Here is a 14,422-nt window from a genome sequence, read left to right on the forward strand (position 1 = left end):
AATGTGCTAATCTCTATGTTCACATATAAAAAAGGAGGCTACTTGGTGGAAAACCAAAGATTTATACTTGATTTCTGTTCAAATGGAAATGTATCAAAACTAATTCTGAAAAATGATCCCCACAAGATGAATTGGGTTGTCGATGAAAGTTATTTAGAAAAAGTACATTATGATGATAAGGATAAATTGTTCGGAAATTTCAGTATATCTATAAACGATAAAAAGTATAACAGTACTAAGAGTCATGGGGAATTGATTTTGTCAAAACAATTGGCAACGGTAACATATATTTTGGATGATGTGGAAATTCATTTTACGTATGATTTGAGCCAATCAGAGGACTCTTTAAATTGGACGATTCAATTAATCAATCGTACAAATAGTGATGTCAACATTTCTGATTTTAGAGTATGGTCATCCTTTGCTTATGTCATGTATCGCATTAACGATTTAAATATGCAAACAAGACATTCAACAGCCGTTTTTCCATCCATATCCAAGAACTTTACTAAAATGGCATGTATGAGAAGAAGCAATAATGCTCCACATCTGGGTATCTATCAGTTGGATGGCGAAACTAAGTCAGTAGGAACGTATTGTGAATATGAAAATCTATTTTATGAAAACGTTTCTCCTTCACTAGATGGAATTTTGTTCCATCAATTAGTTTTTGCAGGTGGATATCCTGAAGGATCTTCTAATTCCGATTGGATATATTCTAAAGATGGATTTTCAGTGAAAGCGGATACAACAAAGGAATGGCAATTTATACTTGAGTCATTTGCTGATCAAGAGGATTTTTATCAGATAGGTAAGAAATATGGACATCCTGTATATAATTTTGAACCGCTTGCCATAACAAATCAACCTTATGATTTCTCTTTTAGTCTACCTTCCAATACAGTTTTAAAGGATGCTTATATAGAGTTCAGAGATTCAAATGATGTCTGTAACGTACGGAACCTAATGTCGGATATCAATAACAATGGAAGTAATTATAACTCCGCTTTGATTTTTGAAGAACCAGGTGAACATAAAGTTTCAATAGTACTGGATAACAGTAAAATTGACAGCATTATTATTAATGTAATGAGGCCAATACGAAGTATTTTTACCAATAGAGCACACTATATCAGCAATGTGCTCTACAGCGGTAATGAAGGGGACATTCCGTACTCTTATTCCCCGATTTCTAATCAAGGTGAGTCGTTAGGGAAACTGAGCTTTATCTTGAAAAAGAATTTACTGGTTGACAGCCCTGACGTTTCCGAGGTGCAGAAAGTAGAAGAAAGTTGTGTTAACTACATTCGGCCGAAATGGTTTGTTAATGGGGATTTTTTAAAGCCTGCTTTCCTTTATGGTGAATTCTATCGATGCATGGATTTCGAATATATAGGCCATGTTTTCTATTTGTTATCGCGGTTTGACCACAATATATTAAAGTACAACAATCCTGATACTTACTTGGAGTGGGCGGCAGAAGTATTCAGATTGCGTGTGAATCCTGATTTGCATCAGACGGCCAGGGGGAAAGAAGAAGCTCAAATGTTGGGGACTTTCTTCTTATATATCAATGGTCTACTGGATGAATTGAAAAACCGAGGATTAACTGAAAAGTATAATGAAATATGTGCACTATGGTCTGACCTGGCTGCGAAAGTCGCAAAAGACAGTGAAACTTATAATGCGGCGGTTACTGAACATTTTTATGATAACGCTGGATTTGGTCCGGCAGCTGGCGCATTAGCAAGTTCCGGCCATAGTAATGCTGCTAAAAAGTATGGAGAGTTATTGCTTGCCAACATAGGTTTCTCAAATGACTTTAGAGCACAGAATCCGGACCGCTGGTGGGAATCACTCTCTTATATGATTCACTCCTTGTGGGGTGGATTAACTGCAGCTGCCACTCTAAAAGTATACGAGGAATTACATGATACTCGTTATCTGAAGGCTGCTTATAGAGCTACTGTAGGGATTTTATATTGTTATGATACTGATGCGAAAGCTACTGATCTGAGATTGAATACCGGAGAAGCAGCATCAACATACAGTGTCGGGGGGCCAAATATCAACCGTCCTGACTTATCAAGAAACCGGTTTGGTCAATCAACATTTTATAGAGATGGCGGAATCTTTTCGAAGTTGTTCAACAAAGAAGAAGAAACTTCTGACTGGGATATGGGAGAAGAACTTACAGCGTATCTTGATGGATTTGGCAAAAAAACCTTCTTATATGAAGAAGACAATCAAATCAAAGTAATCAATGGGTGTATTGAATACACAGATCAAGGACTTTTAATTCATAGCTACGCTCCATACCCAACAGAATATCATTTTTATGAGGCTGATTCACATTTCATTTCTCCGAATGGAGAAATTATGAAAGAAATTCTTTATTCCGACGGCCGGTTTATAAATATAAATAAACTGCAGGAGGCAAGATAAGAGATGCAAAATGCAATTAATATAGAAAAAACTGTTGACGACAATTCAAAGTCCTCGAAGCTATCATTAAAGCGAATATTGGCTTTCGCCAGTACTGATACAGCAGGAAATCTACTGTACTGTACTTTGACAAGCTATATCATGTATTTTTATACGGATGTAATGGGGATTTCTGTAGCAGCAACTGGAATGATTCTACTCATAGCGCGATTTTTTGATGCTCTTGATGCTCCAATATGGGGAATTGTTATTGATCATACACGTACAAGATGGGGGCAAAGCCGTCCATATTGGCTATGGCTTTCTATTCCCTTTGGGGTTTCCGTTTTCTTAGCATTTCTAGTTCCTGATATATCAACAAGTGCAAAAACGATTTATGCATTAATAACATATATTTTAGCTGGTGTTATATATACGGGGATCAGTGCATCAATGTCGTCGGCGCTTCCAAATTTGACATATGACTCTGATGAAAGAGTCCGTTTGAATTCATGGAGAAGTAACGGGGGAATGATCGGATACCTAATTACTGCTTCCTTTGCGCTTCCGTTGGTAGACTTTTTTGGAAAAGGTAATGATAAATTAGGGTTTAGTGTTACTGTAGGGATTTTTGCAGTCGTAGGCATTCTGCTTCTTCTCTTCGCATTTAGCGGAACGAACGAAATTGGTACTTCACAAAAGGCTAAATCCATTTCTATTCGTGACAGCTTCCGTGCGATTAAAGGGAACTGGCCATGGATTACATTAGTATTAGTATTCATTTTTTATTGGTTAGGAAATACGGCTAGAGCTTCAACAGTAATTTATTATAGTGAGTATAATCTGGGGCATAAGAATTGGGCATCTATACTAAATGGTCTAGTGGTTGTTCAAATGGTTTCTATAACACTGTTACCTTTTCTAGTAAAACGCTTCATAAAGTCTCATACACAAATTATTGGCTTGTCATTGGCAGCCTTAGGTCAAATCATTATTGGATTCGCAGGAAGTGAGCTCACGTTGATAATAATTGGATGGACAGTATCTTCATTAGGGACGGGTATAGCAGTTACTTTGCCTTTTGCGATGCTTTCAGATACAGTCGACTACGGCGAGTGGAAGAGTGGTATTAGAGCCAGTGGATTTTTGACAGCGGTTGGGATTTCTTTCTGTATTAAGCTGGGGGCGGGATTAGGCAGTTTTATCCCTTCAGTCATTTTAGATTCTGCAGGTTATGAAGCAAATGTGACACAGACGGCTCAATCATTAGCAGCTATTAAGTTTTGCTTCACCTGGCTACCGGCAATCTTCTTTGCGGTTGGCGGACTTATTATGTTTAAATATGTTAAATATGAAAAAAATGAAAGCAAGATCAGACAGGAACTGCAGGCAAGATTGGGAAAATAAAAGATGTGATGGGACGATATGACCGAAATATTACGGCTTATTGTATACCGTATAGAACCGGTTTCGGCGCAGGCAAATCGCTAGCGTCCGGAATCGGTTTTTTAGAACATACCTTGATTTGAACCCGTATACGAGATGTAGAAACAGCAGGATAAAGTACAATGATATGATGATAGTTCAATTTTCCAGGTGCCGAATTTATTAACTTAATAACGCTTACAATTAATTTTATAAGGTTGCTTCTCATTTGATAAGTGAGTAAATAAAGCAAGAGAATGTATATAATATATTCGTTTTCACGCGATAGAATTGTTTAAAATTAAACATTAATCTGTATGACTTTCGGATTGGAAATTGGGTTGAGATCTTCATAATAATACATGAGAAAGGGAGAGGCTGTTGCTGCAATTAAGAAGAAAGGTACGGAAATCTTTAGTTAAATACAACACAAAAGCTTATTAAATATAACTAAATTTGAGTATCAAGCAAAAAAAACCACTTATGCTCGAAAATCCCAAGCTTGCTTAAGTGGTTAATCGTGCTTTTGAATCTTAGAACAACCTTAAATTGTCGGGTTCAATGCCCCTTGATACTCATTCATTAAATTGTCGATAATCTGCTGTACGGACAAAATCTCTGTAATCTCATGAACTCTGGACCCAGCAAAAACCAATCCGTTCTTAACATCTCCCCTAAGGGAAGTGAGCAGGGATTCCATTGTACAGAAGCGATGTGAACAAACCTTTAGACAATCATAGCATTTGACTATCTTTAATTTGGCATCATTACTGATCCGGTCCGTAAATTCATTTCGAATCGCTCTTCCTTCTAGACCCACAGTAGACTTGATTAGGACTGTATCTCCTTGCTGAGCATCTACATACTTTTGCTTGAAGGCTAAGGGAGCATCACACTCATGGCTAGCCACAAAACGGGTACCCATTTGAACACCAGATGCGCCCATCCGAAGGGCTTTTGCGATATCATCCCCTGTTAGAATCCCGCCCGCAGCAATAACCGGAATCGAAACGGCCTCTAAGACTTCAGGAAGGATATCAAACATGGGTCTGTCTGTACCTAAATGTCCCCCGGCCTCGAACCCTTCCACAACGACTGCGGAGGCACCAAGTCTTTCGGAAATTCTGGCTAATTTGGCGGATGAAACAATAGTTACGACAGGAGTACCATATTCTCTACCCCAAGCATAAATATCTCTAGAAATTCCGGCTCCGGAAATAATAAAGTCAACCTTTTCTTCCAAAGCAACCTTCATTTTTTCGGCAAAATCCTTCACTGCGAATAGTACATTCACACCGACATAGCCAATCCCTTTAGAGAGTTCTCTTGTTTTGCGAATATGTATTCTCAGCTCTTCAGCAGTGATTCCTGTACCAGAGATGGTGCCGATCCCGCCTGCGTTGGCTACAGCAGCGGCTAGTCCACTTAAGGATATGCCTACACCCATTCCACCTTGAATAACAGGAACTCTCGATTTAATATGTCCGAATTGGATTGTTGGAAGTTTCAATTACACACCTCTTTCGCAAGTTGTTGACATTATAGAACTCCTCTAGAGGAATAAGATATATCGTAACACAGTTAAGTCATTCCCGGATGTGACTGTAAACATGCTCAAACTATGTTAAATATCATGTCTTTCCACTTGTGATACAATATTTTAAATGGAAGCTGTGCTTGTTAATGATGATATTCAAAGGAGATTTATAATGAAACGTTTTCGCTGGAGCATTGCAGTTTATTTCGTGCTGTTCGTGTTTGTCTTATTCGTATTATTCAACGACTATTCACCAATCCTGATAGTAGTTGGGGCTGTGGTGGCTTGTCTCATTGCTTTTATAATCCAATTCTATTATCCTGCTGTTTTGGAGAAACGCATGGACCGCGTGGAGTCCTTTTTACGCAGCCAGAAAAACAATCCTTCTCTGTATATTCAGTATGTTCTTGCGAATAGACTTGACGATGAATCAAGAACGGTTATGGAGAAGCTAATGAGCAAATATAAGCAGGTAGCGGTACAGGCAACATTCAAGGCGGCTTACGGACTTTACCGCAAAGAGTTGGCTGCTGTTCAGGAAGCCGTGCCGTATATCCGCTATTCGGATTACCGGACGTACTACGAAACGGCTCTGCTGTTGGAGGACGGGAAAAGTGCTCAGGCGCGGGAACATCTTGAATCAATCAGGAAGCAATGGATGAGATCAGCTCTGCTCGCAGAAATTGAACTCAAAGCAGGTAACAGTGAAACTGCTATCAATCATGCGAGGGAAGCAGTAAGCGCTTCGAGAGGCGTCCAACGTTATGTGTTACATAAGGAATACGAAAGAACGTTACCGCAAGCTCTTGAAGCTGTATCATGAGTTTTACAAGGGAAAAAACGGGCCCGCTTCTGTTAGTTAGGATGCCAGTCTCACTGTCCCAAACAAAGTCTGATCAGATCATCTACATGGGCGGTAGCCAAGCATTCCACTGTGTCGGCGGCCCCGTAATAAATTTTCACTTCTCCATCGTCCTCCAGGATCATACCGCCGGGAAAGATGACATTATTGCGGAAGCCTCCGTCTATTTCGTAGGGGGCTTCGGGTGCAAGCAGCGGCGATGCGCTCATTCCGAGAATTTTCTTCGGATTGTCCAGGTCAAGCAGCATAATACCTGCGGTATACCGCTTCTTCCAGGACGGCTCCCAGCCGTGCTTCCCTCTGGCGGGATCAATATCCACCGCATGGAAGGTGGTGAGCCAGCCCTTATCCGTCTTCACTGGCGGCGCTGCCGGACCGATCTTGTCATTGGCGAACGGTACCTGCTCCACCGCCAGCAACAGATCCGAACGTCCCCAATAGATCAGATCCGGCGACTCCGAGATCCAGGTGTCGAACCGGTCCTTGCCTCCGCGGCTGTATACGGTGAACGGCCGTTCCAGCCGCACATAGTTGCCGTTGATCTTCTCCGGGAACAGCACCATATTCCGCAGGTCCGGTGTGGACAAGCTCAATATTTCAAAGGATTCAAAGTCATCCGTAACTGCGACCCCTCCCCGGATACCATGCCGTGTATCTACAGCGAAGCACATGTAGCAACGGCCGCCAATTACCGTCAGACGCGGATCGTAAGGGCGCACAACCTCTTCGTCGTTCAGCTTGAACACCGGCTTGGGCCCTGCCGTCCAGTGAATCCCGTCTTCACTGAAGGCGATACCCAGATCCGTTGTATGAGTCGGTTCAAGGGTCTGCTTCTCTAGTGAGCCATAGTCATTGCGGAATACCATCACATACCGGCCGCCGAACTTAACCACTCCCGCATTGAACACAAGTGCGGTGGGATAAGGGACCTGGGCCGCATCCAGCACAGGATTGGCCGGGTGACGGCGGATGAGCGGGCTGGATGTCAAAGCTCCTATGATGGGTGTATTTGCATTATTCATCGCTAAATATCCTCCTTGGATGTTGAACTGCGTTCTAGACAATGCTTCCATAGGGTGCGAACGGATAGTCGATCGTAATACGCCCGGCCTGGCAATCACCCACGCCGCTGTACAGATCGGCCTTGCCGTCCCCCCGCATCACGATCCCCGAAGAAAAGACGCAGTCCGTCAAATATGGGAACTTGGCGGGTCCCGGCGGGTAGCAGGAACGGCTTCCAATGAGATGCAGGTCATGGGATTCCCGGGTGATGGGATCGAAGATAAAGGCCATATTCAAATATACCTTTAGAAGCTTGTCATCCTCATTCTTATCCTGATAACAAATATGGCCGATAATCCCGATCTTGCCGCTGTCCAGCAGATAAGCCTGATTGACGCCTCCCCATTCGCCTGCACCAAAAATACCATGAAGGTAAGGTGCATTCTCAATGACGTCTGCAGTCAACTCTTCCAGCTTGTCAATAACTGTGAAGCCGATCATGGATTCGCTGCCGTATTGGCCTTTCATCTCGCTGCCCCGCGGACGCGAGAAGACGCCAATCCTGCCGTCCGCCAGAGCAACAAGGCGGATATCTTTCATTTTGTTAGGACCGGTAGTGAAGTAGTACAAATTGTGGAGGTCAGTCCCCCGGTAAAAATATCCGAAAAACGTGCTGTATTTGCCGCTTTGATATTGCACATGCGTTCCGCCCAGGACCAGCTCATCACCGATTTCGCTGATAAACGGGTCCTCCAGCGTATAGATCATACTATTATCTACCACGGTCCACTCATCCTGACCGGTCTCCTCGAAGAGGCGGACCCAGGAGCGGGCCCATTCTTCGCGGCGTTCTACCCGGCCGAACAAGTAACGTTTGCCATCCCGTTCAAAAGGAATCGAAATATTATAGACATCAAACCCTTCCACGTTTTTAAATGATAAGGTTGCGCTTTCATAAATGGTTTTTGACGCTTCAAATTCTATTTTTTGCTTATGCAGGCTCAACATTTCCGCACTCCTTTATTGTATCAGCTCTTTTTATTGCAGAGAAGATTGATATTCCTGAAACTGTTTTTGGTATTCCGCAACTACCTTGTCCAGGCCGGCTTTCTTCATTTTGTCCAGTGCTTCGGTGAATGCTGTATCGTAGTCCAGAACCCCCATATAGATCGGAGTGATGCTGGCTGAAGCTTCCGAGAGAATATTAGTATATTCAGTTCTCACATTCGTTGGATCAAAAATAAAGTTGGCCGCAATACTATTGACCGCTTGGGGATTTGGCTCAAATAAGACTTTGTTATTGTCAGGAATACTACTCTCCAGGTCAAAGCGCATAAAGTTCACATTCCCGTTCTGCGAGTCGGAGCCCCTGTACCTTGGATTGTTATTGTTATTCGGATCTTTGATCGGCTTTAGGCCCTTTTCGCCATCTTTGGTGTAGTGCTCACCCTCTATGCCATATTGAACCAGATCATAATTGTCTTGACTGGCCAGCATCCAATCCATGAATTTAACGGCTGCCTCCGGATGTTTGCTGTTCACCGGTACGGCATTTCCGTTCTTGAAGGAGAGGGGACGCAGATATTCTTTCTCCGGGTTAAACCATACCACTCCGATATCGTCTACTGTAGCTTCCGGATTGTATTTCTGGAGCCCGTTCAGGCTTCCGCCGGTTCCCAGGCGTACGAACCACTCCCCGCTGTCGAGCTGAGCATCTACCTGCTCCTGCTTCATGACTAAGATATCAGGATTCGTAATTTCCTTGGTGTACAGCTCGCGCATGAAGGCGGCATCCTTCTTGAATTCTTCCGTCTCAATCCAGGATTTGACCTCTCCGTTCTGATTGACATAAAAGAACTTATCCTTAACGGTGAACGGGAAGCTGTCATAACTCCGGTGTAGGATAGAGGTATGCAGGGAGATCGGGTCAAAATCGGCCCGGGTGCTGAGATAAGGCTTGTTTTTGCCCTTCCAGTTCTTCATCACAATCTCCCAAGCGCTAATCAATTCAGCCGGAGTTGCCGGCTCTTCCAGATTGTTCTCGCGGAGAATGTCGCGGCGGATATTGAATTGTCCCTCGCTCGCCATTTCAACCCAGTAGGAGGGGACGATATAATATTTCCCGCCGATGGTTGCCCCGTTGAAGATATCCTCCGGAATATGTTTTTTCAGGTTAGCTCCAACCTTTTCAATTTCATCTGAGATATCTGCAAGCGCACCCCGGGTATAGTAGTTGGAGAACGGAGTGCGGTCCTGCATGACATGAAACAGATCGAAATTTTCACCCGTGGACAGCATCAGGTTCAGTTTCTGGTCCCACGCATCCCAGGGGATGAAGATTTTCTCCACTTCAACGCCGACACCATCTGCAGCCAGCTTCTCATTGACTTTTTCAAACACCTTCTGGTAGTCTTTCGGCTCAGTGCCGGGAACCACGTATTTGATCCGGACGATATTGTCCGACTTCGGGGATGAAGCATTATTTTCCCCGTTTGCAGCAGGGCTGTCGGACGCCTTGCCGCACCCGATCAGTGTAGAAAGGGCAAGCACCACAGCACATAGAATTGCGTAATGTTTTTTCATGGATAATATGGACCTCCTCTTTTTATGCCTTATTTATGTTAACCCCTAAGGGATGACATCAGCCTTTAACTGAACCTATAACCAGCCCTTTCACGAAGTACTTTTGCAGATACGGATAGAGGAGGACGATCGGCCCGATTGTCACGATGGCTGTCGCCATCTTGACCGACTCCGAAGGAAGCGTAACGTCGCTTGTTCCGGCCAGCATGGCCATATCGTTCAGCATACTGATCTCCGATTGCATCTGAAGAAGCATAAATTGCAGCGGGTACAAATCTTTGGTGTCAATCAGCATGATCGCATTCCACCAGTTGTTCCAGTAATCCAGTCCATAGAAGAGGGCAATCGTCGCGAGTACCGGCTTACATAACGGAAGGTAAATCCTAAAAGCAATGACAATATCACTGGCTCCGTCTATGGTAGCTGATTCCCGCAGCGAATCGGGAATGCCGTTCATGAAATTGCGTACAAGGAAGAGGTTGAACGGGCTGAACAGGAGCGACGGAATAATCAGGGCGAAGATATTATTGGTTAATCCGAGCGACCGGTTCATCAGATACCAGGGCACAATGCCGGCTGAGAAAATCATGGTGATAAAGAAGTAAAGGGCCAGCAGATTGCGGTTTTTCACATTTTTGTTCGCTAGTGTATAGCCTGCCATAGAAGTAATTAGAAGAGCCAGTGTGGTACCGACAACCGTGACAAAGATAGAAATCCCGTAGCTCTGAATGACTTGGGAGCCGCCCGTGAAGATCAGCTTATAGGCATATAGAGAGAATTTCTCCGGAAAGAGGCTGTAGCCGTTCTTAAGAATAGCATCCTCATCCGTGATAGAGATCATCAGCACGAGCAGCATCGGAAGCAGGCAAAGCGCCGAATACACCGCAGTCAGCGTGTACATGACCGTCTTGCTGATTGACAATTTTTTCATAGTTACTCCTCCGGATTTAGTATAATGCGCCATCTTTGAAGAACCTGCGGGTAATGGCATTTGTCCCAAAGACAAGGATGAATCCGATGACCGACTGGAAAAGTCCAACAGCCATGGCTTCGGAGGGGTCGCCGATCTGACGCAATGAACGGAATACATACGTATCAATGATATCCGTAGTGGAATATAGGGTGCCGTTGTCACCGATGAGCGCATAGATCATCCCGAAATCGCCGTACATAATTTTGCCGACCGAGAGCATCGTCAGAATAATAACCGTTGGCAGCATTAGCGGAAGCGTAATCCGAAAGCACATCTGCAGGCGGTTAGCCCCGTCAATCTCGGCTGCTTCATACAACGTCTCGTCGATGCCGGTAATGGTTGCCAAGTAGATAATGGCACTCATTCCGGCCCCCTTCCACACATGCATGACGGTAAGAATCGCCGGCCAGGACTGTGCATCGGTATACCAGTTCACTGAGGACATGCCGAGCTGGTTCAGCGTTTTGTTCACAATTCCCATATCCATGGAGAAGAGCGCATACAGCACATAGCTAATGACAATCCATGAGATGAAATTCGGGAATAACATCAGGGATTGACTGATCTTAACAAACAGCTTCTTGCGCAGTTCGTTTAGAACCAGGGAAATGGCCAGCGCCATCAGCGTACCGAAAATAATAAAGAGTAAATTTAAGTAAATGGTGTTAAAGGTGACCGTCAGCGCTTTGTTGGACCGGAAGAAAAACTCAAAGTTTTTGAATCCCACCCATTCGCTATGAAATATTCCCTTGGTATAATTGAAACGCTGGAAAGCAATGATCATATAAGGATACGTCATATAGCCGAAAATAAAAGTATATGCCATTGCCGGCAAAACCAACAAATAGGATGTACCATTCCTGCGGATGTCAGAAAGGATGCTCAATCCCGGACGCCGTTTTTTTGTCAATTCCTGTTCCCCCCATTTGTTATAAATGATGATTGCCTTGATTCCAGATTAGCCAACGCATCACAAAGTGTCTATTTCAAAACCCGGAAAACGCTTTCAAATTCAAACACAAGGCTTTCAAAAAAACGGAATGGCTTTCATTTTCGCCTGATTCAGTACCTTTTCGGCCCAAAATGTACTATAGTTTAGAAATGATAACGAGCAGCATTGGGAGGAATTCAGCATGCGGACAACCATCAACCGGCTTGTTCGATACAAGGCATTTCAAAAGCTCACCATCTCATATTTCCTTCTCGTTCTTCTAACCGTAAGCCTGCTATCCGGTGTACTCTTCTCGCTATTCTCCAGAAGTGCCATTAAGGAGATCGAACGTAATTCCCGGGCGATGTTATCCCAGATCACCTACGCCTCCGATGTAGTCTATAATCAGGTCAACACTATCGGGAATACACTGCTGATTCAACCGGAGATCCTGTCATTTCTGAATGAGACGGTGGAGGACAAGGTCAGCAATTATCATATTTTTCAACAGATCGAACAAATTACAAACGTGAACCCTTATATACACAGTATCGGGATACACCGGCCTTCCACAGGAACTACCATTGATACAGCCGGGCTTCCGTTTGATGCTTCGCTTACCACCCTCAGCGCGAAGCAATATATGGAGTTCCATCCGCGCAGTCTGAAGGTTCCGGGCCGCAACAACGGCAAGTCATTACAGTTCCTGACCTTCCTGCTGTACCCGAATTTCTCACCCCGGACCACAGGCAATCCGCTGATCTATATCAATGTGGAGGAGCAGTCCATTCTGACGACCATCCGCCAGATCAGCAGTGCGGACGCCGCTAATAATGTTTTTGTAATCAATAATGAAGGTAAGGTGCTGTCTCATACCGATTCCAATCTGTTTCTGGAGGATTTATCCGAAGAGGAGTATGTGCGGAAGATATTAATCGAGAACAACAAGGAGAACAGCTTCACCACAACGATTTCAGACCAAAGGAATCTGGTCACTTATGTGAAGTCAGAGGAACTGGACTGGTATTTTGTAAGCGTTTCACCTTATTCCGAGCTCATCTCTAACATCGACCAGCTCCGGGGGATTACGCTGCTGGTTACAGCCGGAATTGTACTCGCAGGTCTGTTGCTCTCTGTCCTTTTGACCTCCAACATGAATAGACCCTTATCGGCGCTGCTCGAAAAAGTCATGCCTAACCCGGCCCATCCGGCCTCCGGGTTGGCGCCTATTGATGAATACAAGTTGATGACCGAGGTGTTCCATTCCTATCATGAACGTGAGAAGTCGATGCAGTTTGTAATTACCCACTCTTCCCGGACCGTCCGTGAGCATTACCTGCATGCCTTGCTGCGTGGTCATTCACTGGAGCACTCGGTTTCGAACGAAATTATTAAGGATATCGGCGAGGAGGTGGCAGGGCCGTATTTTGGCGTACTGGTGTTCAAAATCAATGAGCTTGAACCACTAGGGGAGAGGATGGAGGGGAAACAGCAGTCCCTGCTGCGCTTCGCACTTGGAAATATCGCCAAAGAGATGCTGGAGCCTATCGGCCCATGTGATGTTCTCATTATGGGAGGGAGTGAAGCCGTGGCCATCCTTCAATACACGAACAATCAGCCTCCGGAGGAACTGGGGCCTGCCTTGCGCAATATTCAAAGCTTCCTGAATCGCTACTTCAAGGTGACAGTATCTATTGGGATAGGAGATATATCCTGCGGAAAGGGTAATATTCCGTCCTCGTACACTTCTGCGCAGCAGTATGTGAAATACCGGCTCATCTATGGGAAGGAAGCGATTCTGGATGCTATAGCGACACGCCATCATGTGTTGACAGCCTTGAGTTACCCCGGCGCCTACGAGAAGAAGCTAATTGATGCTGTGCAGGACGGCAAGCCGGAACCCATGGTTAACGCAATCGAAGAATTTATAGATAAAATATCCAGCGGTTCAGTTCATCAGGTCATCACCTTTAGCACTCAACTCATGTTGTCTTTGCTTAAACATTTTGACTATTTACAGCATGTGCCGGATTCTAATTTCAATGATTACCTGCAAGCGGTAAGCGATATTGAACGGGCTGAAGATTTGACGGAGATACGTAACCTATTCAACCGCTATTGCAGCACCATCTGCACATTAATTGAAGACAAAAATCACTGGCTGAATGCTCAAAAGCATAATATTCTTATTGAAAAAGCACAGAATTACATTCATGAACATTATGCCGAGCCTAACATATCCCTCGATCTGGTGTCGAGCATCGCCGGACTGTCACCCAGCTATCTGGGGAAACTGTTCAAAGGAGCGACCCGGCAATCCTTCAGTGAATACTTGAACAACACCCGGCTGGAAAAAGCAAAGGATCTGCTTGCTTCTACCTCTGAGACTGCGGCCAGGATCAGTGAAGCGGTAGGGATATACAACATCACTTACTTCTCCACCTTGTTCAAGAAAAAGTACGGGCTGACCCCTTCGGCGTTCCGCGAACAGGAGGCGATGAAGAGCACTGTGAATGATGAGGAGTGATCGCTTTTGAGCAGGATCAACGTGAGCACTTGGATGGACGCTCCGCGAACGGACCGTTGTTCCAATCGCTGTTGTCCCCAGATTTTTTTGATTCTCCTTAGCGGTGAAATCCGGGGACAAAGGCGAACGCATTCGCTTTTCCACAATCGTTCCGTTCT

At 44.5% G+C, this 14,422-nt stretch carries 10 protein-coding genes; 4 read left to right on the forward strand and 6 right to left on the reverse strand.

Going from position 1 to position 14,422, the window contains the following annotated elements; translation table 11 throughout:
* Nucleotides 1–45 precede the first annotated feature (45 nt).
* Both QW71_RS17655 and QW71_RS17660 read left to right on the forward strand, forming a co-directional pair.
* Nucleotides 46–2,445: a hypothetical protein gene (locus QW71_RS17655; RefSeq protein WP_047013828.1), complete on the forward strand. Its 2,400-nt coding sequence runs from the start codon at nt 46–48 to the stop codon at nt 2,443–2,445.
* A 3-nt stretch (nt 2,446–2,448) separates the two neighbouring features.
* Entirely contained in the window at nt 2,449–3,831 is a 1,383-nt protein-coding gene (locus QW71_RS17660) for an MFS transporter (protein WP_047013829.1), read from the forward strand.
* A 562-nt stretch (nt 3,832–4,393) separates the two neighbouring features.
* Here QW71_RS17660 and QW71_RS17665 read toward each other — a convergent pair.
* Nucleotides 4,394–5,359, reverse strand: a complete 966-nt coding sequence (locus QW71_RS17665) for a nitronate monooxygenase family protein (RefSeq protein ID WP_039301197.1) — start codon at nt 5,357–5,359, stop codon at nt 4,394–4,396.
* Nucleotides 5,360–5,513: 154 nt separating this feature from the next.
* Between QW71_RS17665 and QW71_RS17670 the strand changes: the two genes are divergently transcribed.
* Entirely contained in the window at nt 5,514–6,209 is a 696-nt protein-coding gene (locus QW71_RS17670; RefSeq protein ID WP_152679791.1) for a hypothetical protein, read from the forward strand.
* A 50-nt stretch (nt 6,210–6,259) separates the two neighbouring features.
* Here the strand turns inward: QW71_RS17670 and QW71_RS17675 are convergent, their stop codons facing one another.
* The 5 genes from QW71_RS17675 to QW71_RS17695 are packed head-to-tail and all read right to left on the reverse strand — an operon-like array spanning nt 6,260 to nt 11,716.
* Nucleotides 6,260–7,270, reverse strand: coding sequence for a glycoside hydrolase family 130 protein (locus tag QW71_RS17675; RefSeq protein WP_039301201.1), 1,011 nt, complete (start codon nt 7,268–7,270; stop codon nt 6,260–6,262).
* Between the two features lie 34 nt (nt 7,271–7,304).
* The gene (locus tag QW71_RS17680) at nt 7,305–8,258 is read right to left on the reverse strand and encodes a DUF1861 family protein (RefSeq protein ID WP_235441488.1); all 954 of its coding nucleotides are present in this window, start codon (nt 8,256–8,258) and stop codon (nt 7,305–7,307) included.
* Nucleotides 8,259–8,288: 30 nt separating this feature from the next.
* Nucleotides 8,289–9,833, reverse strand: coding sequence for an extracellular solute-binding protein (locus QW71_RS17685; RefSeq protein ID WP_052770070.1), 1,545 nt, complete (start codon nt 9,831–9,833; stop codon nt 8,289–8,291).
* A 58-nt stretch (nt 9,834–9,891) separates the two neighbouring features.
* A complete protein-coding gene (locus QW71_RS17690) occupies nt 9,892–10,764 on the reverse strand; it encodes a carbohydrate ABC transporter permease (protein ID WP_047013831.1) in 873 nt (290 codons plus the stop codon).
* Nucleotides 10,765–10,780: 16 nt separating this feature from the next.
* Nucleotides 10,781–11,716: a sugar ABC transporter permease gene (locus QW71_RS17695; protein WP_039301203.1), complete on the reverse strand. Its 936-nt coding sequence runs from the start codon at nt 11,714–11,716 to the stop codon at nt 10,781–10,783.
* 223 nt (nt 11,717–11,939) lie between these two features.
* Between QW71_RS17695 and QW71_RS17700 the strand changes: the two genes are divergently transcribed.
* Nucleotides 11,940–14,264: a helix-turn-helix domain-containing protein gene (locus QW71_RS17700; protein WP_039301204.1), complete on the forward strand. Its 2,325-nt coding sequence runs from the start codon at nt 11,940–11,942 to the stop codon at nt 14,262–14,264.
* The last annotated feature ends 158 nt before the right edge of the window (nt 14,265–14,422 follow it).

Source organism: Paenibacillus sp. IHB B 3415, from assembly GCF_000802655.2.
GTDB classification, from domain to species: Bacteria; Bacillota; Bacilli; order Paenibacillales; family Paenibacillaceae; genus Paenibacillus_AQ; species Paenibacillus_AQ phytohabitans.

Coding starts and splice junctions, on each gene's coding strand:
- QW71_RS17660 (WP_047013829.1), top strand. CDS start 2,449: ATGCAAAATGCAATTAATATAGAAAAAACTGTTGACGACAATTCAAAG.
- QW71_RS17670 (WP_152679791.1), top strand. CDS start 5,514: ATGGAAGCTGTGCTTGTTAATGATGATATTCAAAGGAGATTTATAATG.
- QW71_RS17675 (WP_039301201.1), bottom strand. CDS start 7,270: ATGAATAATGCAAATACACCCATCATAGGAGCTTTGACATCCAGCCCG.
- QW71_RS17680 (WP_235441488.1), bottom strand. CDS start 8,258: ATGTTGAGCCTGCATAAGCAAAAAATAGAATTTGAAGCGTCAAAAACC.
- QW71_RS17685 (WP_052770070.1), bottom strand. CDS start 9,833: ATGAAAAAACATTACGCAATTCTATGTGCTGTGGTGCTTGCCCTTTCT.
- QW71_RS17690 (WP_047013831.1), bottom strand. CDS start 10,764: ATGAAAAAATTGTCAATCAGCAAGACGGTCATGTACACGCTGACTGCG.
- QW71_RS17700 (WP_039301204.1), top strand. CDS start 11,940: ATGCGGACAACCATCAACCGGCTTGTTCGATACAAGGCATTTCAAAAG.